Origin of the sequence: Mycobacteroides salmoniphilum, assembly GCF_004924335.1 — a bacterium.
GTDB classification, from domain to species: domain Bacteria; phylum Actinomycetota; class Actinomycetes; order Mycobacteriales; family Mycobacteriaceae; genus Mycobacterium; species Mycobacterium salmoniphilum.
The window spans coordinates 3,360,775-3,386,758 of record NZ_CP024633.1 but is presented as its reverse complement, the minus strand read 5'-3'; the positions used below and the strand labels follow the sequence as shown (position 1 = coordinate 3,386,758).

22 protein-coding genes are annotated in these 25,984 nt (G+C 65.6%); 13 read left to right on the top strand and 9 right to left on the bottom strand.

All coding sequences use genetic code 11. From position 1 onward, the window contains the following. Position 1: 1 nt before the first annotated feature. Genes DSM43276_RS16815 through DSM43276_RS16805 form a run of 3 tightly spaced genes read right to left on the bottom strand, consistent with a single transcriptional unit; the run spans position 2 to position 2,202 of the window. Positions 2 to 487, bottom strand: a complete 486-nt coding sequence (locus DSM43276_RS16815) for a GNAT family N-acetyltransferase (protein ID WP_078330888.1) — start codon at positions 485 to 487, stop codon at positions 2 to 4. Next, positions 480 to 1,589 (bottom strand): isochorismate synthase, encoded by a 1,110-nt coding sequence (locus DSM43276_RS16810; protein ID WP_078330889.1) that lies wholly within the window; start codon positions 1,587 to 1,589, stop codon positions 480 to 482. The genes DSM43276_RS16815 and DSM43276_RS16810 overlap by 8 nt, the downstream gene beginning before the upstream one ends. 1 nt (position 1,590) lies before the next feature. Continuing rightward, positions 1,591 to 2,202 carry an acid phosphatase gene (locus tag DSM43276_RS16805; protein ID WP_078330890.1) on the bottom strand — a complete coding sequence of 204 codons (612 nt, stop codon included), beginning with the start codon at positions 2,200 to 2,202 and terminating at the stop codon, positions 1,591 to 1,593. Between the two features lie 60 nt (positions 2,203 to 2,262). Between DSM43276_RS16805 and DSM43276_RS16800 the strand changes: the two genes are divergently transcribed. Then, on the top strand, positions 2,263 to 3,060 hold the full coding sequence (locus DSM43276_RS16800; protein WP_078330945.1) for a ParA family protein: 798 nt from the start codon (positions 2,263 to 2,265) through the stop codon (positions 3,058 to 3,060). Between the two features lie 82 nt (positions 3,061 to 3,142). Here DSM43276_RS16800 and DSM43276_RS16795 read toward each other — a convergent pair whose 3' ends face one another. Then, positions 3,143 to 4,363, bottom strand: a complete 1,221-nt coding sequence (locus tag DSM43276_RS16795) for an Rv3212 family protein (RefSeq protein ID WP_078330891.1) — start codon at positions 4,361 to 4,363, stop codon at positions 3,143 to 3,145. After that, on the bottom strand, positions 4,360 to 5,817 hold the full coding sequence (locus DSM43276_RS16790) for a DEAD/DEAH box helicase (RefSeq protein WP_078330892.1): 1,458 nt from the start codon (positions 5,815 to 5,817) through the stop codon (positions 4,360 to 4,362). The genes DSM43276_RS16795 and DSM43276_RS16790 overlap by 4 nt, the downstream gene beginning before the upstream one ends. A gap of 257 nt (positions 5,818 to 6,074) precedes the next feature. Here DSM43276_RS16790 and DSM43276_RS16785 point away from each other — a divergent pair, with 257 nt between their 5' ends. Continuing rightward, positions 6,075 to 6,728 carry a ferritin-like fold-containing protein gene (locus DSM43276_RS16785; protein WP_078323776.1) on the top strand — a complete coding sequence of 218 codons (654 nt, stop codon included), beginning with the start codon at positions 6,075 to 6,077 and terminating at the stop codon, positions 6,726 to 6,728. A 20-nt stretch (positions 6,729 to 6,748) separates the two neighbouring features. Here the strand turns inward: DSM43276_RS16785 and DSM43276_RS16780 are convergent, their stop codons facing one another. After that, positions 6,749 to 7,477 carry an MmpS family transport accessory protein gene (locus DSM43276_RS16780; RefSeq protein WP_078330893.1) on the bottom strand — a complete coding sequence of 243 codons (729 nt, stop codon included), beginning with the start codon at positions 7,475 to 7,477 and terminating at the stop codon, positions 6,749 to 6,751. Between the two features lie 143 nt (positions 7,478 to 7,620). Between DSM43276_RS16780 and DSM43276_RS16775 the strand changes: the two genes are divergently transcribed. Then, the gene (locus DSM43276_RS16775) at positions 7,621 to 7,845 is read left to right on the top strand and encodes a DUF3107 domain-containing protein (protein ID WP_078323778.1); all 225 of its coding nucleotides are present in this window, start codon (positions 7,621 to 7,623) and stop codon (positions 7,843 to 7,845) included. Here DSM43276_RS16775 and DSM43276_RS16770 read toward each other — a convergent pair. Continuing rightward, positions 7,842 to 8,528, bottom strand: a complete 687-nt coding sequence (locus DSM43276_RS16770; RefSeq protein WP_078330946.1) for an HTH-type transcriptional activator FasR — start codon at positions 8,526 to 8,528, stop codon at positions 7,842 to 7,844. The genes DSM43276_RS16775 and DSM43276_RS16770 overlap by 4 nt on opposite strands. Positions 8,529 to 8,726: 198 nt before the next feature. Between DSM43276_RS16770 and DSM43276_RS16765 the strand changes: the two genes are divergently transcribed. The 8 genes from DSM43276_RS16765 to DSM43276_RS16730 all read left to right on the top strand — a co-directional run bounded on the left by DSM43276_RS16765 (position 8,727) and on the right by DSM43276_RS16730 (position 18,430). Then, on the top strand, positions 8,727 to 9,746 hold the full coding sequence (locus DSM43276_RS16765; RefSeq protein ID WP_078330894.1) for a DUF3152 domain-containing protein: 1,020 nt from the start codon (positions 8,727 to 8,729) through the stop codon (positions 9,744 to 9,746). A 108-nt stretch (positions 9,747 to 9,854) separates the two neighbouring features. Continuing rightward, entirely contained in the window at positions 9,855 to 11,021 is a 1,167-nt protein-coding gene (gene moeZ / locus DSM43276_RS16760; RefSeq protein WP_191986699.1) for an adenylyltransferase/sulfurtransferase MoeZ, read from the top strand. Between the two features lie 110 nt (positions 11,022 to 11,131). After that, on the top strand, positions 11,132 to 11,986 hold the full coding sequence (locus tag DSM43276_RS16755) for a TIGR02569 family protein (RefSeq protein ID WP_078323782.1): 855 nt from the start codon (positions 11,132 to 11,134) through the stop codon (positions 11,984 to 11,986). A gap of 136 nt (positions 11,987 to 12,122) precedes the next feature. Next, the gene (locus tag DSM43276_RS16750) at positions 12,123 to 13,568 is read left to right on the top strand and encodes a nitrate/nitrite transporter (RefSeq protein ID WP_078330895.1); all 1,446 of its coding nucleotides are present in this window, start codon (positions 12,123 to 12,125) and stop codon (positions 13,566 to 13,568) included. A gap of 5 nt (positions 13,569 to 13,573) precedes the next feature. Then, entirely contained in the window at positions 13,574 to 16,087 is a 2,514-nt protein-coding gene (gene nirB, locus DSM43276_RS16745) for a nitrite reductase large subunit NirB (RefSeq protein ID WP_078330947.1), read from the top strand. Between the two features lie 121 nt (positions 16,088 to 16,208). Then, complete coding sequence (gene nirD, locus DSM43276_RS16740; RefSeq protein ID WP_070942004.1) at positions 16,209 to 16,562, top strand: nitrite reductase small subunit NirD; 354 nt, start codon at positions 16,209 to 16,211, stop codon at positions 16,560 to 16,562. Further along, complete coding sequence (locus tag DSM43276_RS16735; protein ID WP_078330896.1) at positions 16,552 to 17,706, top strand: uroporphyrinogen-III synthase; 1,155 nt, start codon at positions 16,552 to 16,554, stop codon at positions 17,704 to 17,706. The genes nirD and DSM43276_RS16735 overlap by 11 nt, the downstream gene beginning before the upstream one ends. Continuing rightward, a complete protein-coding gene (locus DSM43276_RS16730; protein WP_078330948.1) occupies positions 17,699 to 18,430 on the top strand; it encodes a sirohydrochlorin chelatase in 732 nt (243 codons plus the stop codon). The genes DSM43276_RS16735 and DSM43276_RS16730 overlap by 8 nt, the downstream gene beginning before the upstream one ends. Here DSM43276_RS16730 and DSM43276_RS16725 read toward each other — a convergent pair. Together DSM43276_RS16725 and DSM43276_RS16720 are read right to left on the bottom strand one after the other, a co-directional pair. Beyond that, positions 18,404 to 18,700 carry an MGMT family protein gene (locus tag DSM43276_RS16725; RefSeq protein ID WP_070938746.1) on the bottom strand — a complete coding sequence of 99 codons (297 nt, stop codon included), beginning with the start codon at positions 18,698 to 18,700 and terminating at the stop codon, positions 18,404 to 18,406. The two genes, DSM43276_RS16730 and DSM43276_RS16725, sit on opposite strands and share 27 nt — an antisense overlap. 2 nt (positions 18,701 to 18,702) lie before the next feature. Continuing rightward, on the bottom strand, positions 18,703 to 19,485 hold the full coding sequence (locus DSM43276_RS16720; protein WP_078330897.1) for an alpha/beta fold hydrolase: 783 nt from the start codon (positions 19,483 to 19,485) through the stop codon (positions 18,703 to 18,705). 90 nt (positions 19,486 to 19,575) lie between these two features. Here DSM43276_RS16720 and DSM43276_RS16715 point away from each other — a divergent pair, with 90 nt between their 5' ends. Together DSM43276_RS16715 and DSM43276_RS16710 are read left to right on the top strand one after the other, a co-directional pair. After that, positions 19,576 to 22,749 carry an ATP-dependent helicase gene (locus DSM43276_RS16715; RefSeq protein WP_078330898.1) on the top strand — a complete coding sequence of 1,058 codons (3,174 nt, stop codon included), beginning with the start codon at positions 19,576 to 19,578 and terminating at the stop codon, positions 22,747 to 22,749. After that, on the top strand, positions 22,746 to 25,964 hold the full coding sequence (locus tag DSM43276_RS16710; RefSeq protein ID WP_078330949.1) for an ATP-dependent helicase: 3,219 nt from the start codon (positions 22,746 to 22,748) through the stop codon (positions 25,962 to 25,964). The genes DSM43276_RS16715 and DSM43276_RS16710 overlap by 4 nt, the downstream gene beginning before the upstream one ends. The last annotated feature ends 20 nt before the right edge of the window (positions 25,965 to 25,984 follow it).

The following is a 25,984-nucleotide window of genomic DNA, read 5'->3' as shown; positions in this document are numbered from 1 at the left end:
GTCAGCGTTCTGAGGCCAGCTCCGCCAATGCGGGGCCCTGCAGCCGGTAGGTGATCCAATCCGATTGCGGATTGGCCCCCAGCGAGTCGTAGAAGTTGATAGACGGTGTATTCCAGTCCAGTACAGCCCAATCCAGCCGGGTATAGCCATTGGCGACGCATTCTGCGGCCAGTGCCGACAACAGCGCCTTCCCGAGGCCGCAACCGCGCTGCTCGGGCTTGACGTACAGGTCTTCAAGGTAGATGCCATGTTGACCGGTCCAGGTGGAGAAGTTCAGGAACCACACGGCGGTGCCACAGACCACGCCGTCTGCCTCCGCGACATGGGCGAAAAGGGCAGGAGTCGAACCGAATAGCGCCTTGTGGAGCTGTTCCTGGCTGATATGGCACTCATCGCGCGCCTTCTCGTATTCCGCGAGATCCTCGATCAGGCCGACGATGGCCGGAACGTCGGCTTCGGTGGCGCGGCGAATCTGGGTGTTACTCAATCTCGGCTCCTAGCCCTGCCAACACGGTCCGGAATTTGACCGTTGTCTCGGATAATTCGTCCTGGGGGTCCGATTCGGCGACGAGGCCACCGCCTGCGTAAGCACGGATTGCGGTGCGGTCGGCCGACAGTTCGGCGCAGCGGATCGAGACGGCCCAGCGACCGTCCCCGCTGCTGTCACACCAGCCGACCGCGCCCGCATAGAACCCGCGATCACCCTCGATGCGTGCAATCAGGTTGGCGGCCGCCGCGGTGGGGGTGCCGCACACCGCCGGGGTGGGGTGCAGTGCCACTGCCAAATCAAGTGCAGTGGTGGAACTTTGGCGCAGCCGGGCGCTGATCGAAGTGCTGAGATGCCAGAGCGCGGCGGTACGACTGAGCGTCGGCTCTGGTGGAACCTGGACATCGACGCACAGCGACGCGAGATCCTCACGCAGCTGATCGATCACCACGGAGTGTTCGTGGCGGTTCTTGTGCGAGCCCGCGAGGTCTTCACCCGTGCGCCGATCCAGTGATGGATCGCTGGACCGAGGGGCGGAACCGGCGAACGGGTGACAGATCACCATGTCTCCGCGGCGCTCCACCAACAGCTCCGGACTGCAACCCACCATGGCGTGGCCGCGGAATCGGTCGCCGGCGGGGGAGAGGTCCACGCAAAAACTGTTGGCGTCGGGGTCGTTTCGGATCAGCCGATGCGTCAGCACCAACGCATCTAGGGGCGTATCGGCCTGCATTTCCAGCACGCGCGCAAGGACGACCTTGGACAGTCCACTGGCGGAGTCGCGAAGCACCTCGACGGCCTCGGAGACGCGCCGCAGATGCTCGAAGGGCTCCGGTATTTGTTGCGTGACACGGATATTCGGCATGGTGCCATAGAACTCTTGTGGTCGCCCGCGCTCAACCGTCACCGGGACTGTCAGCGCTGCGGGCTTGGAGGTGTCAAACGGCAGCGCACCGACCAGCATGTGGTGCCGACCGGTACGCAGGGCGTCTGCGGCGCTCGCGATGTCGTCGTACGCGGTCTCACGGCCGTACGCGTACAGCGCCTCGGCGGCCCGCGACATCACGAAATGTGGGTGCACGGGCGAGTCTGTGGCCGTCATGTCAGCTTGACGGTACCGGGTGCCGATACCCGGTCAGCCCAAGTGCGGCTACCTGACGCTGGCCGTGCTCATGCCCGCCCACCGCGATCGAGGCCGTAGCCATCCCGAGGCGAGTGCCCTCTTCCAGCGGCAGGTCGATCCACCGGGTCATCAGCGCGCGCGAGAAATGGCCGTGACCCACCAGCAGCACGTCGCGTTGGGTGAGGTCAGCGGAGATCTTGGCGATCACCCGGTCGGCTCGGGCCTGTACCTGAGCCACTGATTCGCCGCCGGGGCAGCCGTGCGTCCACACCAACCAACCCGGGTCGTTCTCGCGGATCTGGGGCGTGGTCAGGCCCTCATAGTCGCCGTAGTCCCATTCGGCGAGGTCCTCGTCGGTGGCGGTGATGGTCAGACCGGCCAGCTCCGCGGTCTGGATCGCGCGTCGGCGCGGACTGCTCAGAACCACCGGATCATTCAGATCGAGATTGGCCAGCACCTCACGTGCCGCCACGGCCTGGGCGCGACCGATTTCCGTGAGATCCAGGTCGGTGCGACCGGTATGCCTGCCGATCTTTGACCATTCGGTTTCGCCGTGACGTAGCAACAACATTCGGTTTTGGGGGGCAGACACAGGATGATTGTGCCGTACCGACTTCCGTCGTGATCGCGTTCGGCATGCCAGTATGTGGGCGTGACTCGGGTGCTGGCGGTAGCCAATCAAAAGGGCGGGGTGGCCAAAACCACGACGGTCGCGTCCCTCGGCGCGGCGTTGGCCCAGGCAGGCAAGAAGGTTCTGCTGGTTGATCTTGACCCGCAGGGCTGCCTGACGTTCTCGTTGGGACAGGACCCGGACCGGCTTGGGGTCTCGGTGCACGAGGTGCTGCTGGGGCAAGCAGATATCAAAGAAGCGCTGGTCACCACCGCTGAGGGTCTGACGCTGCTGCCCGCGAACATCGACCTGGCCGGTGCCGAGGCGATGCTGCTGATGCGGGCCGGCCGCGAGTACGCGCTGAAGCGGGCACTCGAATCGCTGGGGGACGAGTTCGATGTGGTGATCATCGACTGCCCGCCGTCGTTGGGCGTGCTGACTCTGAATGGCTTGACGGCAGCCGACTCGGTGATGGTGCCGCTGCAATGCGAGACGCTGGCGCACCGGGGCGTCGGCCAGTTCCTGCGGACGGTGACCGATGTCCAGCAGATCACCAACCCGGGGCTGACACTGCTCGGTGCGCTGCCCACCCTGTACGACTCGCGAACCACGCACAGCCGCGATGTGCTGCTGGATGTGGCGGATCGTTACGAGCTGCCGGTGCTTGCGCCGCCGATTCCGCGGACCGTGCGGTTCGCCGAGGCAAGCGCCTCGGGCGCGTCGGTGCTCGCGGGCCGTAAGAACAAGGGCGCGCTGGCCTACCAAGAACTGGCGCAGAGCCTGGTGAAGCACTGGAAGAGCGGCAAGGCGATGCCGACCTTCGCGCCGCCCGTGGACTGATTTCCGTTCTCCCGTCGAGTCGGCATTTCACGACGGTTTCCGCCCTAGAAATGTCGTGAGCCGCAGACTCGGCACGGGTGAGTTACCCCAGCGCGAAGACTCGTGACCCGCGCTGCTCCACCACGGTGTTGCCGACGACGGCACTGATGACGGGAATCTTCTCGTCGGCCGGATCGCGTTGCACTGCAATGGATTTACGTAATTCTCCGGTGGTCATGTTGAACACGTCGATCCCGCCTTCGACGGGGATTAGCAGCTCACCGGCCATGGCGGTGCCCGGCCCCAAGGGCTTCTTGGTGGTGGGCAGCACGAATCGGTAGGAGAGATCGAAGGCGCCCAGCACCAGCACCTGATTGCCCGTCCACCAGGTGACAACGTCGCCGGCTTGCGCGGCGGTGTTGGACTGGACCACCTCACCCGGCAGCGCCGTCGCGCCGACGCGCATTCCATGGTCGTCGAACACCACCAGCTCATTGTGGGTGCCGGGCAGGTATACGGCCGACCGGGTGTCCGCGACAGCGAGCACCTTGGCGGCGGAGCCGCGTTCAACCCCTGGTAGCGCCGCCGAGTAGAGCTCCTCGGGTTTGTCGTTGTCCTTCGGTGTCGGCTTCTGCAGCGTCAGCCGCACGGTGGAGTCCTGGGGGCATGTCTCCAGCACGGCGAGCACACTGGAGCCGACGGCACCCGACTTCAGCGTGCAGTCCACCCGGGGCTGGCTGTTGGGATTCAGGGGAGCGACGGTTCGTCCGTACTCCAGGGTGCGCACCATGTCCGAACGCCACAGCTCGAGCCGGGTGCTGCCAAGTGCCAGCACGTAGGTGCCGTCGGTCGATAGTGACACCTTCGGGTCATTCGCACTGCTGCGTAACGGGCCCCGACGGCCGGTCTGCCCGTCGATCATGGTGACCTGGCCGCATCCGCGTGCATCTCGGTAGACCGCCACCGCGTCGTCGATGAAGCCGATCACGCCGCATAGATCGAGATTGCGGCGTGCATAGGACCACAGCTGTGCGCCGGTAATCGGGTCATGGCCCACCACGTCGTGCCCATCGGCGCTGACGATCGCGCCGCTCGCGATGACCGGGCCCTTCGTGGCTGCACTCGCGGCCGACCACAGCTCGCGCACCGAGTCGGGAACCCGGGTAGCGCTCATCGGGCGTTTGATGTCCCCGGCGGCGGGCCGGCTGACGGTGGCGCGAGCATCGCTGGTCCACCAGATCGTGGCACCGGTAACGGCGACCACGACGGCGATCACCGCCGCGGCAATGATGTCGGCCCGGGTGCGCCGCTCCGGTGCGATCACGCCGTGGCGGTGGTCGCAGCCGGACGACGGCGCCGACGACGGCGCGCGGGAGCGGGCTGGTCACCTTCCGCGGTGGCCACCGCCGCAGGCGCTTCGGCGACCGAATTGTCGGCGGCCTCGCCTGCGCGAGTGCGTCGACGGGTGCGGGTGCGCTTGGGCTTGTCGCTTTCAGTGCGCTCAGCGCGGGGCTCGCGGCGCTTCGGTCCGCCGGTGAACTTGGCTCCGACCGAGCCTGCGACGCCGGCGGGGATGTTCATCTCGGTGAACAAATGCTCTGAGGTCGAATAGGTTTCGTCGGGATCGGGCACACCGAGGCCGAGCGCCTTATCGATCAGCTGCCAGCGCGCTATGTCGTCCCAGTCCACGAGGGTGACCGCGATACCGGTGCGTCCGGCACGGCCGGTGCGTCCGATGCGGTGCACGTAGGTCTTGTCGTCCTCAGGGCACTGGTAGTTGATGACGTGGGTGACATCGTCGATGTCGATACCGCGGGCGGCCACGTCGGTGGCGACCAGCACGGTGATCTCACCGGAGCGGAAGGCGGACAACGCCTTTTCGCGAGCGATCTGACCGAGGTCGCCGTGTACCGCGCCGACGATGAAACCGCGCTCGGCCAGTTCATCGGACACCTTCTGAGCGGTCCGCTTGGTGCGGGTGAAGATCATGGTGGCACCGCGGCCCTCGGCCTGCAGGATGCGGCTGACCAGCTCGATCTTGTCCAGGGCGTGCGCCCGGTAGACGAACTGCTCGGTCGTGTCGTGCACCGACGACGAATGGGGAGCTTCGGCCCGGATGTGGGTCGGACGATTCATGAAGGTGCGGGCCAGGGTGATGATCGCGTCGGGCATCGTCGCCGAGAACAGCATCGACTGCCGCCCCGATTCGGCGGACGGGGCCAGTGCCAGGATCCGCTCGATATCGGGCAGGAAGCCCAGGTCCAGCATCTCGTCGGCCTCGTCGAGCACCAACATGGCCAGTCCGCCCAGCTGCAGGTGACCCTGCTTTGCGAGGTCCAGGAGTCGACCGGGCGTCCCCACTACGACGTCGGCGCCGGCGCGGAGCGACTCGATCTGCGCCTCGTACGGGCGCCCGCCGTAGATGGCGACAACGCTGAAGTCGCGGTCACCGGCTGACAGGTACTTGGACGCTCTGGTGAGGTCTTCATAGACCTGGATGCACAGCTCGCGAGTCGGTACCACGACGAGGGCGCGGGGGGTGCCGTTGAGCGGTCGGTCCTCGACGCCGGTGGCGATGCGATGCAGCAACGGGACGCCGAATGCGTAGGTCTTGCCCATGCCGGTGCGGGCCTGGCCGATGAGGTCCGAGCCGGCGAGGGCAAGGGGAAGAGTGAGCTCTTGGATGGCGAACGGATGTTCAATCCCGGCCTCGCTCAGGGCCCGGACGATCTCGTCGCGGACGCCGAGTTGGGCAAAAGTGTGTTCGATATGACTCATGGGTGGGTGTACGTACCTTTCGTGTTTTCGCTCAGCGCGCACGATCGGTAGGTCGGATTTCGACGGGGCCGGGCTCGCGTCTAGCGGCGAGGGCAGCACGTGCACGCACATTTCCTGTGGGAGAACTCTCTGGGTGCTTCACAGTCAGGGCGTTCGTCCCGCACTTATGATAGCGGGTGAGCTGCGATTTTCCGATTCGCCGTCGTTTGCCCCGCGGTTCGGTGTTCTCCTGCGGGTGCCCGGCTAGAGTTCCAGACATGACTGCGGACCTCGATCCTCCCGGTGTCAATCAGCTGTTCGCGGTGATCGCGTACGGCGAGATCGCGGCGTTCTACCGGTTGACCGACGAGTCCAAGATGGCGCCCGACCTGGCCAGCAAGATCGCCATCGCCAGCATGGCGGCCTCACAGATGCGCCACTACGAGGTGCTGCGAGATGCGATGGAGGCTAAGGGAGCCGACGTCCTGACGGCCATGGAACCGTACGTCAAGACGCTGGAGAATTACCACTCGCTGACTCTGCCGCGTACGTGGTTGGAGGCCATGGTGAAGGCCTACATCGGCGACTCGTTGGCGGCCGATTTTTATGGCGAGGTGGTCGCCTCGCTGCCGGGTGAATCGGCGACAGTTCTCAAGTCGGTACTGGGGACCACAGGGCACTCGGAGTTCGTCATCGCCCAGGTGCGGGAGGCCGTCAAGGACAACCCGCAGCAGCGCAACCGGCTCACCTTGTGGGGACGACGGCTGCTCGGTGAGGCCGTCACGCAGGCGCAGCATGTGCTCGCCGGGCACGACGAGCTCGCCGAGCTGGTGATGTCCGGCGGTGCGGGTCTGGGGAACCTGAACGAATTCTTCGAGCGGCTGCAGGGGGCACATGCCGAGCGGATGGCGGTTCTCGGGCTGGGCGGTTAGCGGGGCGAGCCGCTAGAGCTCTACTTGGCGCAGCGGGCGATGATGCTGTTGTTGCTCTGCACCGCCAGCATCTGGTCCTGGCTGTTGGTGATCGAGCAGTTGATCTGACTCGCGAAGCTCGTCGCGGTGATCGACCCGCCGACGATTCCGGGGCTCGGTGTCACGATCATCGTCCAGGGCAGCGAGGCGCCGAGCACGGTCCGAGTCACGCCGTTGCCGTCGGTGTAGGTGATCGTGAGCAGATCGCCCGGTGTCTGGTTACCGGTCACGTAGTACGCGAACGCCGCGGGGGTGATCGGTCGCTGGCCTTCCGGCGGCAGCATCGGGTTGGACGGCGGCGGCTCGGGTGCGGGCGCCTCGGTGGACGGTGCCGTACTCGGCGTCTCTTGCACGGGGGTGGTTGTCACGGTCGTTGTCGACGGTTGTGCCGATGTCGCCGAGGGCGAGGGCGCAGGGGGAGTGGTGGTCACCGGCGTCAGCGACGGCACCGGTGTGGTGACGGCAGCGGCCGGCAGCTTGTCGTCGCCACCGCTGAGCACGACCGCCGTCGCGATGACGGCAATCGCCAGCACCGCCCCGGCAATGGACGCGACCCATTTCCAGTTCTCGTTGGAGCCCGGTGGCCTGTACTCGAAGTCCTCGTCCAGACCCGAGTACCCGCCGTACTGCGGGGTCGTCTCGGATTCATACGGGTCGTCGTAGGGCTCGTAGCCGCTGGAGGACCGAGAATCTCCGCGATAACCGACCATGATCAGCGCCTCTTCTCAATGTGAAACCTGGTACTGATGTTACTGCTGTGACTAAAGGACTGGCACGATCATGCGAGGTGTGTCGGCCGACTGGCGTCGGCTAACCTCTGCAGTACACGCTTAATGACCTGGAAGGTGCCTTCGTGGAGATCAAGATCGGTGTCACAGATAGCCCGCGCGAGCTGGTCATTTCTAGCGACCAGACCCCGGCTGACGTCGAAAAGGTCGTGTCCGCGGCGCTGTCCAAGGACTCGGATGTGCTGAACCTCACCGATCAGAAGGGCCGCAAGTACCTGATCGCCGCAGCCCGGATCGCCTACGTAGAGATCGGTGTTTCCGACGCACGTCGGGTCGGCTTCAGCGGCTAGTCCAGCGGCTGAAGCGGAACGTGTGAGAGCCCGCCCCAGGCGAATCCGACGGTGGCGTTGACCGCGTCGTCCTTGGAGATGGGCTTCTCGTTGTCCAGCCAGTAGCGCGCGCTGACCTGGCTGATTCCGACCAGGCCGACGGCAACCATGCGCGCATGGTGGGGGTCCAGTCCGGAATCATGGCTGACCAGGTCGAATACTGCATCGGTGCAGGCGCTGATGGCGCCCTCGACGCGTTCGGAGACCTGTGGGACGCCCACCAAGTCGTTTTCGAAGATCAGCCGGTATCCCTGGCTGTCGTGCTCGACGAAATCGAAGAACGCCATGACGGCCGCACGCAGCCGCTGACGGTTGTCGGTGGTGGTGCGCAACGCCTGCCGCACGCTGGAGACCAGGTTGTCGGCATGCTTGTGCAGTACCTCGAGGTACAGCTCTAGCTTGCTCGGAAAATGTTGGTAGAGAACGGGTTTACTCACCCCTGCGCGTTCGGCGATTTCATCCATGCCCGCGGCGTGGTAGCCGCGGTCGACGAATATCTCACTGGCAGAACCGACCAGCTGACCGCGACGCTCATCGCGAGGCAGTCGTGCGCCACGACGTGTATTTCCCGGAGTCGAATCCTGCGTTGCCACCGCCGAGTTCACCGTGCCTCGACGCCCGGCCAGATTCGCAAGATCACGCATGTCCTTATCCTCTGTGCGCACACGACTTAATGGTCGCCTACGCCATTTCAGTCAGGCGGCTATTCAATCCGCTTGAACCCGAACTACAGACAGTACTCCTGGCATCTGGCGGCGTGCCCGAGGCGTGATGGCCTGTCGCTATGCCATCCTTGCCCGGTGACCTACGACCGGCACCAATGGGCGCATAATCGTAGGTCCATGCCAGAAACCATGAGTCGACTCCCCGTGCAGGAGTCCTCCGAACGCTACGAGCCGCTGCGCGCCCAGCGCGATCCGCTCGCCGAAGGAAGCGGACGCGTCCGATCCGACCGGCGTGATCGCGACCGCTGGCGCAAGCAGACCTGGCTCGGCCGTTTCATCTCCACCTATGGATGGCGCGCGTATGCCATTCCGCTGCTGGTCGCGTTGACCGTCTTCGTCGGGTACCAGACCGTGACGCAGCGCGAACCCGCATACGCGGGCACCGGCCCCAATGAGCCCGTTGCCGATCCTCCGTCCATCGGCGCGCTGGGTGACGCGATCATCGGCGCCCCGCCCAAGGGCCTCACGCAATTCGACGCAACCCTGCCCACTGGTGTCTTGCCCGAGGGGGAGCCGTTCACCGAGGCGGGCGCCAAGTCCTGGCATGTCGTACCGGGTACGACACCCCAGATCGGAACGGGTGCCGCGAAGGTGTTCGCGTACACCATCGAGGTTGAGGATGGCATCGACACGATGGGTTTTGGCGGTGACGACCTCTTTGCGCGCATGGTGACCGAGACGCTGGCCAGTCAGAAGAGCTGGACGCACAACCCTCAGTTTGGATTTGTCCGGATCGACTCCGGCACACCTGATTTCCGGATCTCGCTGACCTCCCCGGCCACGGTGCGTGAGGGCTGTGGTTATGAGATTCAGCTCGAAGCCTCCTGCTACAACCCGCGTTACGGCGAGAACGGTGACCGGCGCGTGTTCATCAACGAAGCGCGGTGGGTACGCGGCGCCGTCCCGTTCCAGGGGGACATCACGTCGTACCGCCAGTACGTCATCAACCATGAAGTCGGGCATGCCATCGGTTATCGGGTGCACGAACCGTGTGAGCAGGACCAGCAGCTGGCGCCGGTGATGATGCAGCAGACGTTCAGTACCAACAACAACGACGCGGCCAAGTTCGACGCGGATTCGATCAAGCCCGACGGCAAGACCTGCCGCACCAATCCCTGGCCGTATCCGATTCCGTAGCGGCAGTCCCGGGCTCGGGAAGGGTTGGCATCCCGATACTGTTGATGCAGCTGTAGCCCTCTCAGACAGCCCTGAGGAACCCGAATCACAGGAGTCACGGTGCCCACATTGCCGCCGTTGGTAAGCCCCGCCGCAGATCTGACCCGCGAGGAAGTCGCCCGGTACAGCCGGCATCTGATCATCCCCGACCTGGGCGTGGACGGGCAGAAACGTCTCAAGAACGCCAAGGTGCTGGTGATCGGCGCCGGTGGCCTCGGATCTCCGACACTGCTCTACTTGGCCGCCGCCGGTGTCGGCACCATCGGCATCGTCGAGTTCGACGTGGTCGACGAGTCCAACCTGCAGCGCCAGATCATTCACGGCCAGTCCGATATCGGCAGGTCCAAAGCGCAGAGCGCGCGTGACTCGGTGCTGGAGATCAACCCGCTGGTCGAGGTGCGGCTGCATGAGGTGCGTTTGGACCCGGACAACGCGGTCAACCTGTTCCAGCAGTACGACCTGATCCTGGATGGCACCGACAACTTCGCGACTCGCTATCTGGTCAACGACGCCGCGGTCCTCGCGCACAAGCCGTATGTGTGGGGCTCCATCTACCGCTTCGAGGGTCAGGTGTCCGTCTTCTGGGAGGACGCGCCCGACGGACTCGGCCTGAATTACCGCGATCTGTACCCCGAGCCGCCCCCTCCGGGCATGGTGCCGTCCTGCGCGGAGGGCGGCGTATTGGGCATCCTGTGCGCCTCCATCGCCTCGGTGATGGGTACCGAGGCGATCAAGCTGATCACCGGAATCGGTGACTCGCTGCTCGGCCGGCTCATGGTCTACGACGCGCTGGACATGACGTACCGCACCATCAAGATCCGTAAGGATCCGGCCACGGCGAAGATCACCGAGCTCATCGACTACGACGCGTTCTGCGGGGTGATCAGCGATGAGGCCTCCGCCGCGGTCGCCGATTCCACCATTACCCCGCGTGAGCTGCGCGAATTGCTTGACGCCGACAAGAAGGTGGCGCTGATCGACGTGCGCGAACCCGTCGAATGGGACATCGTCCACATCGACGGTGCCGAGCTGGTGCCCAAGTCGACTCTGGAGTCCGGAGCTGGCCTCGCCAAGCTGCCGCAGGACCGTCAGGCGGTGCTGTACTGCAAGACGGGCATTCGGTCGGCAGAGGCGCTTGTGGCCGTGAAGAAGGCGGGTTTCTCCGACGCGGTGCACCTGCAGGGAGGTATCGCCGCCTGGGCCAAGCAGGTGGACCCCGACATGGTCATGTACTGATCGGTGGGAACCAGCAACAGCCCCATATTGCGGGACGCCCCATCTGTGACCGCCGACACGAACTCCGAGCGAACACAATCCAGTTCATTGCAGGCGGTAACGTATCCCGCGTGACTGTGGACCGCCCGCCCGAGCACGTGCTCGCGACTTACGGGCTCAGCGGCGTCAAGCCAGTCCAGCTCGGCCCGACATGGGAGGGCGGCTGGCGCTGCGGTGAAGTGGTGTTGTCACTGGTAGCAGACCATGCGCGTGCTGCGTGGTCCGCCAAGGTGCGCGACACGCTGTTCATCGACGGGGTGCGGCTGGCCCGGCCAGTTCGGTCCACGGACGGACGGTACGTCGTATCGGGTTGGCGCGCGGACACATTCGTAGCCGGTGCGCCCGAACCCCGGCATGACGAGGTGGTGTCGCTGTCGGTGCGCCTCCACGAGGCCACGTCCAAGCTGGAACGTCCCCGGTTTCTTACCCAGCCTCCGGTGGCGCCATGGGCCGATGTCGACGTGTTCATCGCGGCCGACCGCGCGGCCTGGGAAGACCGGCCGCTGCAATCCTGGCCCTCCGCGGCCCGGGTCTCGCCCGGCTCGCCGGACGGCGAGCGCTCTATCGACCTGATCAACCAGTTGGCGAGCCTGCGTCGGCCCACCAAGAGCCCGCCGCAGCTGGTGCACGGCGACCTCTACGGCACCGTGCTTTTCGCGGGTGCGGCTGCGCCCGGCATCACCGACATCACGCCGTACTGGCGCCCGGCCTCATGGGCGGCCGGCGTCGCGGTGGTGGATGCGCTGTCCTGGGGCGACGCGGACGACGGTCTCATCGAACGCTGGGCGACCTTGCCGGAGTGGCCGCAGATGTTGTTGCGGGCCTTGATTTTCCGGCTAGCCGTGCACGCCCTGCACCCCCGTTCGTCGGCACAGTCCTTCCCGGGGCTGGCGCGATCTGCGGCTCTGGTGCGGCTCACGCTGTAACGCACGTCACATTTGAGTCCTGACAGCGACCCAGGCGAGTAGCTCACCGTCACATGACAGACTCATGTGAGCGAGATGTGATGGCTCGGTCATCGCCAGCAGCGCCGCCGCAACAAGATTTTTCTACCGTTCTGTCATGGCGAACAACACGGCAACAGCCCCAATTGCACGGCGCGGACGCTGGATTGAGAACTGGGATCCAGAGGACGTCGTCGCCTGGGACAACGGTGGTGCGAAAGTCGCACGCCGCAACCTGATCTGGTCGGTGGTTGCCGAACACGTCGGATTCTCTGTGTGGTCCATCTGGTCAGTGATGGTTCTGTTCATGCCGCAGAACGTGTATCACATCGACGCGGCCGGAAAGTTCTTCCTGGTGGCCATGCCGACCCTGGTCGGGGCGGTGCTGCGGCTGCCGTACACCTTCGCCACCGCATGGTTCGGCGGGCGCAACTGGACCATCTTCAGTGCCTTGGTACTGGCAGTCCCGACCGCGCTCACGTTGTACTTCATGGCGCACCCCGAGACCTCGTACACCACCTTCATGATCGTGGCGGCGGTCGCGGGCTTCGGTGGCGGAAACTTCGCCTCCTCGATGACCAACATCAATGCCTTTTACCCGCAACGCTTCAAGGGCTGGGCGCTCGGCCTTAACGCGGGTGGCGGGAACATCGGGGTTCCGGTAATCCAGGTGCTCGGCCTGCTGGTCATCGCCACCGCAGGTAACCGCTCACCGCACTGGGTGGCGGGTATCTACCTCGTGCTGATTGCCTTCGCGGCCGTGGGCGCCGCACTGTTCATGGATAACCTGGCCAACCAGAAGACCGATGGCCGCTCGCTGATCAACGTGATGAAATACCGGGATTCGTGGATCATCGCCTTCTTGTACATCGGCACTTTCGGTTCCTTCATCGGGTTCAGTTTCGCGTTCGGGCAGGTGCTGCAGCTGAACTTCCTTGCCGGGCTCGCACACAGCGGCTTGACCCCGGCGCAGGCCGCGGCACAGGCATCGCTGCATGCCGCACAGATCGCGTTCATTGGGCCGCTGCTCGGTTCGCTGGCCCGTCCGTTCGGCGGCTGGCTGTCGGACCGCACGGGCGGCGGCAAGATCTCGCTTTACGCTTTTATCGCGATGATCTTCGGCGCGGGCATCCTGGTGGCCGCGGGAACCATCGACGATCGCGCGGCCGGTGCACCCTCCGGAGCCATCCTGACCTCCTACGTCACCGGATTCATTGTCCTGTTCGTTGTCTCCGGAATCGGTAATGGCTCGGTCTACAAGATGATTCCGTCGATCTTCGCCGCCAAGGCGCACAGTGCTGGACTCGACGAAACCTGGTCGAGAACCATGTCGGGCGCATTGATCGGTGTGGCCGGTGCCATCGGAGCGCTCGGCGGTGTCGCCATCAACCTGGTGCTCCGCGCCTCCTACCTCAGCGCCGCCAAGTCGGCCACCATGGCGTTCTGGGTGTTCCTCGCCTTCTACGTCGTCTGCGCCGTGGTCACCTGGTATGCCTACGTGCGACGCCCTGTGGGCACCCCCGTTCCGGTGATGTCTAGCTCCAAAGACGAAGTGACGGTGTGAAACTCATGAACAAGAATGTCGTCGTCATCGGCCACGGAATGGTCGGCCACCGATTTGTCCAGGTGCTCCGCGAGCGCGACGCCACCGACCAGTGGCAGATCACCGTCCTCGGCGAGGAAGCCGACGCCGCGTACGACCGGGTGGCGCTGTCCTCGTACATCGACAGCTGGGACCGGGACACACTGGCGCTCACCGGAAACGACTACGTAGACGATCCCATGGTGACCCTGCATCTTGGCGATAGGGTGGTCGGCATCGACCGGGTGGGCCAGACGGTCACCACCGAGGCCGGCACCGTGCTGAACTATGACGCGCTCGTCATGGCCACGGGGTCTTACCCGTTCGTGCCGCCGGTGCCGGGTGGCGACGCCGAAGGCTGCTTCGTCTACCGCACCATGGATGACTTGGATGCCATCAAGGCCACCGCCGACAAGTCGCCGGGCTCCGCGGGTGTCGTCATCGGTGGCGGGCTGCTCGGGCTTGAGGCCGCGAATGCGTTGCGTCTCATGGGGTTGGCCCCGCATGTGGTGGAGCTCAATCCCCGTCTCATGCATCTGCAGGTCGACGAGGGCGGCGGTGCCCTGCTCACCAGACTGGTGACCGAGCTCGGGCTGACGGTGCACACCAGTGTCTCCACGAAGTCCATCGAGACGGCAGCCGACGGATCGCTCTCCGTGCAGCTGTCTGACGGATCCTCGATCGATGCCTCGGTACTGGTGTTTTCCGCGGGCATCCGGCCGCGCGACGAGCTGGCTCGGGAGTGCGGGTTGGAGCTGGCCGAACGCGGTGGCATCTTCACCGACGTCGGCTGCCAGACAAGCGATCTGCACATCTATGCGATCGGTGAGGTGGCCGCCATCGAGGGCCGCTGCTATGGACTGGTGGCACCGGGGTACACCACCGCCGAGATCGTCGCCGACCGACTCCTCGGCGGAAGCTCTGAATTTCCGGGAGCCGATCTTTCCACCAAGCTCAAGCTGCTGGGGGTGGATGTCGCCAGCTTCGGTGACGCCCACGCCACTGCCGAGGGTGCCCTTGAGGTGGTCTTCAACGACGCCACCAAGGGCACCTACGCCAAGCTCGTGGTCTCCGATGACGCGCGAACCCTGTTGGGTGGCATCCTCGTCGGTGATGCCAGCACATACGGCACCCTGCGGCCCATGCTCGGCCGGGAGCTGCCGGCAGATCCGGCCTCGCTGATCACTCCGGCAGGCGCGGAGATCGGTGTGGGTGCGCTGCCCGATGACGCGCAGATCTGTTCGTGCAACGCGGTCACCAAGGGCGCAATCTGCAGCGCCATCTGTGATGGCGCCACCGATGTGCCCGCCCTCAAGGCGGCCACCTGCGCCGGAACATCCTGCGGTAGCTGCATTCCCATGCTCAAGCAGATCCTCGCCGCGCAGGGCGTCGAGCAGTCCAAGGCGCTGTGCGAGCATTTCACCCAATCGCGTGCCGAGCTGTTCCAGGTGGTACAGGTGACCGGCATCCGAACCTTCTCCGAGCTGATCGCCAAGCACGGCAGCGGAACCGGCTGCGACATCTGCAAGCCCACCGTCGCATCCATCCTGGCCTCGACGTCCAGCGATCACATCCTGGAAGGGGAGCAGGCCGCACTGCAGGACACCAATGACCACTTCCTGGCCAACATGCAGAAGAACGGCACGTATTCGGTGGTGCCGCGGCTCCCGGGTGGCGAGGTGACTCCGGAGAAGCTCATCGTGATCGGCGAAGTGGCCCAGGAGTTCGGGCTGTACACCAAGATCACCGGTGGTCAGCGCATCGATCTGTTCGGTGCTCGCGTCGAGCAGCTCCCGCTGATCTGGAAACGGCTCATCGATGCCGGCATGGAATCCGGACAGGCCTATGGCAAGTCGTTGCGCACCGTGAAGAGCTGTGTGGGTTCGACGTGGTGCCGGTATGGGGTTCAGGATTCGGTGGCGATGGCCGTCGAACTCGAATTGCGTTACCGCGGGCTACGTTCCCCACACAAGCTCAAGATGGGGGTGTCCGGGTGTGCGCGCGAGTGCGCCGAGGCTCGGGGCAAGGACGTCGGTGTCATCGCTACCGAGAACGGCTGGAACCTGTATGTCGGAGGCAACGGTGGCGCAACCCCTGTGCACGCCAAACTGCTTGCCGGTGACCTGGATTCCGAGACGCTGATCAAGTACATCGACCGTTATCTGATGTTCTACATCCGCACGGCGGACCGGCTTCAGCGCACGGCGCCCTGGCAGGAGGCGATCGAGGGCGGTCTGGATCACATTCGGGCAGTGGTGTGCGAGGACTCGCTCGGTATCGCCGATGAGCTGGAAGCCGCGATGGCCCGCCACGTTGAGGGCTACGCCGATGAGTGGGCGGCCGTCCTGGCTGACGAGGACAAACTGCGCCGTTTCGTGTCGTTCGTGAACGCGCCCGATGAGCTCGACTCGACCATCGCGTTCGATGAGAGTGGACCGCGAAAGGTGCCGGTGCTGTTGGGTACGCCGGGATTCAGGTCGGCCACCGAGTCGGCAACCTAAGGCGTCAGCGGCGGTAATACCTGGGTAACACAACCCAGGTAGACATGACAGAACACAACGAGAAGAAAGGCCGGAGATGACAATTCTGGACGCTCGCCCCCGTTTGAGGCGGTACCAGTACGTGTGGTCGACGGTCTGTGCGGTGGATTCGCTCACCCCTGGCCGGGGTGCGGCGGTGCTCCTTCCGGACGATGTGCAGGCCGCGCTGTTCCTGCTGCCCGATGGGGAGCTGTACGCGGTCGGTAACATCGATCCATACGGCCAGGCCGCGGTGATGTCGCGCGGTTTGACCGGTGACCGTGGCGGCGAGCCTACGGTGGCATCGCCGCTGCTCAAGCAGGTCTTCTCGCTTATAGACGGGCGTTGCCTCGATGATGCGTCGCGCCGGTTACCAGTCTTCGAGGTGCGGGTGAGCAATGGAAATGTCGAAATCGGAATGCTCAGGAGTCGACACCGGGACTCGGTTGCCGCCTAACGAGCAGGATCGTCGGCTCGACGGGTTCACCATCGGTGTCACGGCTGCGCGGCGGTCAGAGGAATTGATCGCGCTCTTGGAGCGCCGCGGGGCTGCCACCGTGCACGCCGCGGCGATCAGGATCATCCCGTTGGCCGACGATGCCGAGCTGCAGCTCGCCACCGAACTCGTCATCGCCAACCCGCCCGATGTCACGGTGGCTACCACGGGAATCGGGTTCCGCGGTTGGATCGAGGCAGCCGATGAATGGGGCGTGGCCGACAGTCTCAAGTCGGCATTGGAGTCCGGGCGCCTGGTCGCCCGCGGACCCAAGGCTACCGGGGCGATTCGTCAGGCGGGGCTGCGTGAAGAGTGGTCGCCCGCGTCGGAGTCGTCGGCGGAGGTGCTCGATCGTCTACTCGAAGAGGGTGTCGAGGGTCGGCGCGTCGCGGTGCAACTTCATGGTGCCGCCACCGAATGGGAACCCATCGCCGATCTCTGCGAGGCATTGACAATCGCTGGTGCACAGGTGATCCGGGTTCCGGTGTACCGCTGGGAGCCGCCGGAGGACCAACGGCCGATGGATCGCATGATCTCCATGGCCATCAACGCCGAGCTGGACGGGATAAGTTTCACAAGCGCCCCTGCGGTGGCGTCAATGCTTGGTCGTGCCAAGGCAACCGGTCGATTGGATGAGCTGCTGATGGCGTTGCGGGGACGGGTGGCGCCGTTGTGCGTCGGGCCGGTGACCGCTGCGCCGCTGGAAGTGCTGGGTGTACCGACGACGCAGCCCGAACGTGCGCGGCTGGGGGCGTTGGCCCGGCACATGGCCGACGAACTGATCAGGCGGGCACCGCGTTTCCAGGCCGGTGGACACGTGGTGAGTGTGCGCAGCTGTGGGATCGCCATCGACGGTGACACACGGCAGATCTCGCCGGCGGGAATGGCGTTGATGAAGCGGCTGATGGTGCGCCCCGGTCAGGTGGTATCCCGTGAGGATCTGTTGGGTGTCCTGCCCGGCGGTGGAGACGATACCCATGCCGTCGAGACGGCTATGACGCGTCTGCGGGCGGCGCTTGGTGCACCGAAAGTGATTCAGACAGTGGTCAAGCGCGGTTACCGGCTGGCCATCGATCCGACCATGATTGGGGAATGTGGTGGATGACGGTCTTTGCGTAAGCGGCTCATCCGCGGTTGAATTCGTTCTGGTCGCCCATGGAACGCGCTCGGCCGCCGGGGTGGAGAACATCGCGGCGCTCGCCGAGGCGGTATCGCTGCGTGTCGGTGCGGTGCGCACTGCGTTCGTCGACGTGCTGGGTCCGACCCCGGCAGAGGTACTGTCGACGATCGAAGGACCCGCGGTTCTGCTTCCGGCGTTTCTGGCATCGGGATACCATGTGCACCACGATATTCCGCAGCACGTCGAGCTGAGTGGACATCCTGATGTGGCCGTCACCGCGGCGTTGGGGCCCGATCCCGTGTTGGCCAGAGTCATGACCGAGCGGCTGCGCGAGGCGGGGTGGCGCCGCGGCGATGCGGTGGTCCTCGCCGCAGCAGGATCCTCCGATCCGCGTGCCCGCCATGAGGTTCACACCGCGGCGAGCATGTTGGAGCGTCACACCGGGCCCGTGAGCGTGGGCTATGTCGCGACAGGTGAACCGCGGGTGCCCGACATGGTCGCGGCGGCGCGCGCGAGCGGCAAACGCGTCTTCATCGCGTCATACCTGTTGGCGCAGGGGCTTTTTCAGGAGCGCTTGGCCGAGTGTGGCGCCGATGGTGTCGCACAGCCGTTGGGCGTGCATCCCGAGATTGTGGATCTCTTGGTGCGACGGTTCGCGTCGGCCACGGTGGATTCGGGTGCTCTAGAAGCCGTGGCGGACGTCGCGTAACGCGATTCGACCGTCCACGGCGAGTACGCCCTCGGCCCTGAGCAATTCGAGCTGACGGGTCCGGATGTGGGGGGCGGGGCGACCGCTAGCCCCGATGACGCGATGCCAGGGCAGATCCGCGGAGTCGGTGCGCATGATCCACCCCACGATTCGTGCGCTGGAAAGGCCTGCCGCGTCGGCGATATCGCCATATGTGGCCACCCGTCCGGCCGGTATGGACGCAACCAGCGAGCGCACCAGCTCGACTTGTTCCTCGGTAACTGTCGCCATGATTACTCCAGGTGTGACCGTATCGCGGCGGCGGTCTCGGCGGGCCGCGATTGGGACACCATGTGATCGCAGTCGACGTCCACCAGTTCGAACCGATCGCCAAGCGCGGCCGTAAGTCCGTCCAGGAGCCCGGGGGTCACGTAGGGCGGCGCGGTCCGGGTGGCCCGCAACAACGTGACGCGAATGATGCTGGTGGGTAAGGTGATATCGCGTGCCAGTTCACTCCATGCGGTGACCACGGCAGGCAGATTCATGCGCCAGCCCCACCGGCCGTTTGCCAGCTGGATCAGGTGTTCATCGAGTTCTGCTTCGATGACGTGATCCGGCACGTCCGACCAAGCTCCCGCGACCTTGTCCGATTTCGCCTCGGCGCGGTCGGTGTAATCCGGGTAGGCCACCATCTGTTCGGCGATCTGACGCATCCAGTCACCGTCGAGCCCGATCGCCGGATCCAGGAGCACGAGCGATTTCACCAGATCGGGTCTGCGTGCCGCCAGGTGTAGTGCGGTGGCGCCGCCAAACGAGTGCGCCACCACCACGATGGGCCTGGTCTGCGTCTTGTCGAGCACGGCGGCGACCGCGTCGGCATGGGCTTCCAGCGACCATGGCGCGGGCGCGGGGGAGCGTCCGTGGCCCAGCAGATCCGGTGCCAGGGTGGCCACATCGGGGAGGTGCTCATCGAAAAGCGGCGCCCAGCGCTTGCTATGTCCGGTGAGTCCGTGCAACGCCAAGAGACGCGGCGGTTCCTCGGGGCCGTATCGGTGAGTGTTCAGCGTCGGTGTCACCCATGGAATCCTGCCACGGTTCTCCCCGTTGTCCGTGAACGGATACCCAGGTCAGATCCGCTTGTCAGACCCTCGTGCTGTGATCTGCATATGCCGACGCCGACCGCTTCGACCCGATCCTGGGACGGCGCCGCAGCGGATCTGCTGGACCCTGACCGGCAGGGCCGGTTCGTGGTGGTCGGCGGTAGTGGAACCGGAAAGACCAGTCTGCTGGTCGACATTGTGGCGGCGCGAATTGCCGCGGGTGCGCGCCCGGAATCCGTTCTCGTGCTCACCGGTTCCTCCCGCGCGAGCGTCGACCTGCGCAGCCGGATTTCGGCCGCGGTGTTCGACCGCAGAGGGTCCATCGCTATCCGTGAACCCATGGTCCGCACCGTGCATTCGTATGCCTTCGCCGTGCTCGCCGCCCACGCGGCTCGCCAGGGGAATCCGCCGCCGCGTTTGATCACCGCTGCCGAGCAGGACAGCATTGTGCGGGAGTTGTTGTGTGGCAATGCTGAAGATAACGGTGGCTGCTGGCCCGCTTCGCTGCGGCCCGCGTTGACGACGGCCGGTTTCGCGACCGGTGTTCGAGATCTCATGGCGCGTTGCACCGAACGTGGTGTGGACGCCAAGGAGCTTCGTGCGATCGGGCGACGGCACAATCGGCCGGAGTGGGTCGCGGTCGCCGATCTCGCCCGGCAATACGAGGAGGTCATGCTGCTGCGGTCGGCGGTGGGCATGGCGGCTCCGCAGGCCACGGTGCCGGCACTCGGCGCCGCCGAGCTGGTCGGATCGGCGCTGGAAACCTTCGCTGTCGAGCCGGCAATTCTTGCCGCGGAACGTGATCGCATCGACCTTCTGCTCGTCGACGATTCCCAGCATCTTGATCCGCAGGCGGCGCTGTTGGTGCGGCTGCTGGCGGGGGGAGCCTCGCTGTCGGTGTTTACGGGTGATCCCAACCAAGCCGTGTTCGGGTTCCGTGGTGCCGACGCCCAGCTGTTGCAGACCGGTACTGACAGTGGGGCCATGACGATCGCGCTCGACAGTTCGTACCGGTGCGCCGCACCGGTCGCCGAACTTGCGAACGCGGTGGCGGGGCGGCTGCCCGGAAGTTCGCCGGTGCGCACGATCTCTGGGGCGGAGGACACGTTGGCCGCCGTCCGTCTTGCCGCCGTGCCCACAGAAACCGCAGAGGCGTCGCTGGTTGTCGACCTGCTGCGGCGGTCGCACCTGATCGACGGTGTGCCGTGGTCTCAGATGGCAGTCATCGTCAGATCGGTACCGCGCAGTGGTGCGGCTCTTCGGCGTGCGCTGCAGTCGGCGGGCGTCCCCGTGCACGCGGAGTCGTATGACGGTCCTATCGCCGCCGTTCCCGCCGTACACGCGCTGTTGCTGGCGGTCTGCGCCGCACAAGGCAGACTGAACGACGAGGACGCGGTGACGCTGGTGACGGGTCCGATCGGGCGAGTGGATCCGGTGGCGCTCAGACGGTTACGACGCCAATTGCTGCGTGCGCAGGAAGCCCGGGGCGCGGAAGGAAACAGCGCCGAGCTGTTGCGTGCAGTTCTTGTCGATGCCGATGACACGCAGCTCGCCGCGCTCACCGACATCCAGGCCGCGCCGCTGCGGCGCGTGCGAGCAGTGATCGCCTCGGCACATGGTGCCGTCACTTCCGGCGCCAGCGTCCTCGACGTGCTGTGGGCCGCGTGGACCCGGTCGGGCCTGCTGCGACGTTGGGACGGGTTGTCTCAACGCGGAGGTCCGCTGGGCGCTCAAGCGGATCGGGACCTCGACGCGATGTCCGCGCTGTTCGACCTGGCATCTGAACATGTGGCGCGCACACCGGGTATCGGTGTGACGGGATTGATCGACCACATCCGGTCGCTGGCGCTCCCCGGTCAGCGCGCGACCGGTGAGCCTGATGCGGTTTCCATCGTCAGTGCGCACGCTGCCGTGGGCCGCCAGTGGGATGTGGTGGCCATCCCCGGTGTGCAGGAAGGGCTGTGGCCCAACACGGCGGTGCGGGGCGGGGTTCTGCGCACCCAGGAGCTGATGGATGTATTGGCAGGCATCGACCACGTAGCCCATGTCGACGGGTCGGCGGTGGCGCTGGCCGAGGAACGCCGGCTGCTGTTGCTCGCCGTGGGCAGGGCCACTCGCCGCGTTCTCGTCACCGCCGTCGACAACGAGAACGCCGATGTGGGTGGCGGTCCCGCGATGGCTTCGCGCTTCCTGGCTGAGCTCATGGCGGCGCATCCGGAGTGGGTGATGCCGGATCGTCGTCCGGGAACACCGGAGTCTCGGGCATTGACCGTTGCGAACCTCGTTGGCGAACTGCGGGCCGTCGTCACCGCGGACACCGGCACGGTGAGTGAGGCCCGCCGCCGCGCTGCCGCCCGACAACTTGCCCGGCTCGCCGACGCCGGTGTCGCCGGTGCGGATCCCGAATACTGGTATGGGCTGGCCGATATCAGTAGTGATGCACCGCTGTGGCATGCCGAGGATGGTCCGGTCCGCTTGTCGCCGTCCAACGTCGAGACGCTCATGGCGTGCCCGCTGCGCTGGCTGCTGGAACGGCACGGCGGAACTGACCTCACGGACCCGCGCCGGGCGCTCGGAACATTGGTGCATGCGCTCGTGGGTGAGCATTCCGCAGATGCCGACACGATGCGCCGGGAACTCGACAAGGCGTGGGAATCAATGCCGTTCGAGTCACAGTGGTATGCGCGTAACGAACTGCACAGGCATCATGAGCTGCTGGAGGCATTCAGTGCGTGGCGCGTAGCGACGCGCGGTGAACTCACTGAGGTAGGTCGGGAGATCGGTGTCGACGGAGTGCTCACGCACGCGGACTATCCGCAGGTGCGGCTGGTCGGCCGCATTGACCGACTGGAACGGGATGCTGAGGGGCGCGCCGTCGTCATCGATATCAAGACCGGGAAGAGCCCCGCCACCAAAGACGATGCGCAACAGCACGCTCAGCTCGCGACGTACCAGGTCGCCGCTGCTGAGGGGCTCATCGCCGGCCAACCCGCGGGTGAGCCGGGCGGCGGCCGGCTCGTGTACGTCGCGAAACCGAATCTCGATGACGGTGCCACGCAACGTCACCAGGATCCGTTGACCCCCGCCGCCCAGGACACCTGGCGCGAGACCATTCACACCGCCGCGGCCAACACGCAGGGCCCGATCTTCATTGCCCGGGTCAACGATGGATGCGGGCACTGCCCGCTGCGGGCGTGCTGCCCCGCGCAGGCCGATGGGCAGGCGGTGTGCCAGTCATGAGCGCATACTCCCCATCCGAACTATCCAGGGCGCTTGGGCTTTTCGAGCCCACGGATGAGCAGGCCGCCGTGATAGGGGCTCCACCCGGTCCGATGGTGGTGATCGCGGGTGCCGGTGCGGGTAAGACGGAGACGATGGCCGCCCGGGTGGTGTGGCTGGTGGCCAACGGTTACGCCACCCCTGGCCAGGTGCTCGGGTTGACGTTTACCCGCAAGGCCGCGGGCCAGTTGTTGCGCCGGGTCAGATCGCGCCTGGCTCGGCTGGCGGGAAGCGGGATCATGGCGCCCGTCACGGCCGATGAACCCGATCCGGTGATAGCCACCTACCACGCCTATGCCGGAACCTTGCTGCGCGAGCACGGGTTGCTGCTGCCCATGGAGCCGAGTGCGCGCCTGCTGACCGAAACGCAGTTGTGGCAGTTGGCGTTCCGGTTGGTCTGCGATTTCGACGGGGATCTGGATACGGAGAAGACGCCCGGTGCGGTCACCGCCCAGGTGCTCGCGTTGGCTGGTCAGCTGTCTGAGCATCTGGTGGACACCAGCGATCTGCTGTCCTCGCATGACGAGCTGGAACAGCTGATTCATACCCTGCCGCCCGGCCCCTATCAGCGGGAGGGCCGGCCGAGTGCGTGGTTGTTGCGTCTGGTGGAGACGCAGCGTGAACGAGCGCAGCTCGTCGCGATCGTAGAACAGCTGATGACGCAGATGCGTGCCCGCGGTGTTCTCGATTTCGGAGTGCAAATGTCGCTGTCGGCTCGTCTGGCGGCCGACCACGCCGTCGTGGGACAAACTCAGCGGGATCGGTACCGCGTGGTGCTGCTCGACGAGTACCAGGACACCGGGCATGCTCAACGCATCTTGCTGTCGTCCTTGTTCGGTCGGGGCGTCGATCCCGAGCTGGCGTTGACCGCAGTGGGTGATCCGATCCAGTCCATCTATGGCTGGCGCGGCGCGTCGGCGACGAATTTGCCCCGATTCACCACAGATTTCCCGCTGCCGGACGGATCGCCCGCGCCGACAAGGGAACTGCGCACCAGCTGGCGCAATCCACCGGAGGCTTTGCACCTGGCCAATGCCGTGTCCGAGGAAGCGAGGCGGCGTTCGGTGGCGGTCCGGCCGTTGCGTCCCCGGCCGGACGCTACCTCCGGCAAGATTGCTTGCGCGCTGTTCGGCGATGTCGTCGCCGAACGAGAATGGGTCGCAACAAAACTGGCCTCGGTGTACGAGGAGGCGCATCGTAGCGGGAACCGTCCGCCGTCGTCGGCGGTGCTGGTCAGGCGCAACAGCGATGCCGCCCCCATGGCAGAGGTCCTTGCCGCGCATGGTGTTCCGGTCGAAGTGGTGGGTTTGACGGGTCTGCTCGGTCTTCCCGAGGTCGCCGATACCGTGGCGATGCTGCGTCTCGTCGCAGACCCGACCGCGGGTCCGGCCGCGCTGCGCGTGTTGACTGGTCCGAGATGGCGTCTTGGAGCACACGACCTGGCGGTGCTGTGGCGACGCGCGACGGGATTCGGTCGGTCCGGCACCGACGTGGTGGGGGAGCACGCGGACATTCCGTGCCTGGCCGACGCCATCAGCGATCCCGGTGCGCCCGAGCAGTATTCGCCGGATGGTTGGACCCGCCTGAGCGCGCTGCGGCGCGAACTGTCCGCGTTACGTGCCCGGCTGGGAATGCCGCTCACCGACCTGATCTCCGAAGTGCAACGCGTGTTGGCGCTCGATGTCGAGCTCGTCGCCGGTCGCCGCACGGGTGGCTTGGAACAGCTGCGCGCGTTCACCAATGTCGCCGCCGATTTCGCGGAGGCTGCCGATCAGAGCGACCCGGTTGGGGTGATCGCCGCGTTTCTGCAATACCTGGACGCGGCGTGGGAGGTCGAAAAGGGTTTCACGCCGGTGGAAGTCGCAACCAGCCCGGGGCGGGTGCAGATTCTGACTGTGCATTCGGCCAAGGGGCTGGAATGGGATGTGGTCGCTGTCCCGCATCTGAGTGCCGGAGTGTTCCCGTCGGGTGTGGCCGCGTCGACCTGGCTGACGAGCGCCACCGAGCTACCGCCGTTGGTGCGCGGAGATCGCGCCACCTTGGGGGATCGTTTCGGCGTCCCGCAGCTGGACACCGAGGGCATCACGAACCGTAAGCAACTCTCCGATGCCATCGCGCGGCATAAGGACAGCCTCGCCACTCGCCGGATCGATGAGGAGCGCCGGCTGTTGTATGTGGCAGTTACCCGATCAGCCGAGCAGCTCTTTGTCTCGGGACATCATTGGGGCCAGACCGGACTCAAGCCCAAGGGACCGTCCGATTTTCTGGTCGAGTTGCGTGATGTCATCGAAAACGCTGCCGCCGAAGGTATTCCCTGTGGGACTGTCGAAGAGTGGGTCACCGCACCCGCAGCGGGTGAGCGCAATCCCATGCTCGACCAGACTGTCCAAGCACCATGGCCCGCCGACCCACTCGCCGGCCGGCGCAGCGAGATCGAAGCGGGAGCGCAGATGGTACGGGAAGCGCGCGCCGGTACAGCACCTCTGGCCGAGGACGAAGACGAGGATCTCGATGGATGGGCCGCCGATGTCGACGCGCTGCTGCGTGAGCGTGAGCAAGCCCATCGTCGTCCGGAAATTACACTTCCTCAACATCTTTCGGTGACAAGCCTCGTCGAGCTGCGCAAGGATCCGCAGGCGTTGGCACGCAGGCTGATGCGTCCGCGCCCCACACGTCCGGACCTCGAAGCGCGCCGTGGCACCGCATTCCACTCCTGGGTGCAACGTCACTTCGGGTCGGTACGCCTGATCGATTTCGACGATCTTCCGGGTGACGGCTACGGGGAGTTCGAGGACGCCGAGGATCTGGCGGCGCTGCAGTCGGCGTTCCTTGCCTCGCAGTGGGCGGACCGAACTCCCGCCGAGACCGAGGTGCCGTTCGAGATTTCCGTTGCCGGGACCATTGTCCGTGGTCGGATCGACGCGGTGTTCGGATCTCGCGACGGCACCTGGACCGTCGTGGACTGGAAGACCGGTCACGAGCCTTCGGGTGTTGAGATGGAGGCCGCAGCCCTGCAGCTGGCCGTGTACCGGCAGGCATGGGCGGCGTTGCAAGGCATCGATCCCGCACAGGTGAGCGCGGCATTCCACTACGTGCGCACGGGGCGCACGGTCGCCCCCGCCGAACTACCCGAGCTGCCGCAGGCAACAGAGTTCGCGGAGCTGACTGGGGATTGAGATCCGACCAAACTTCAGCG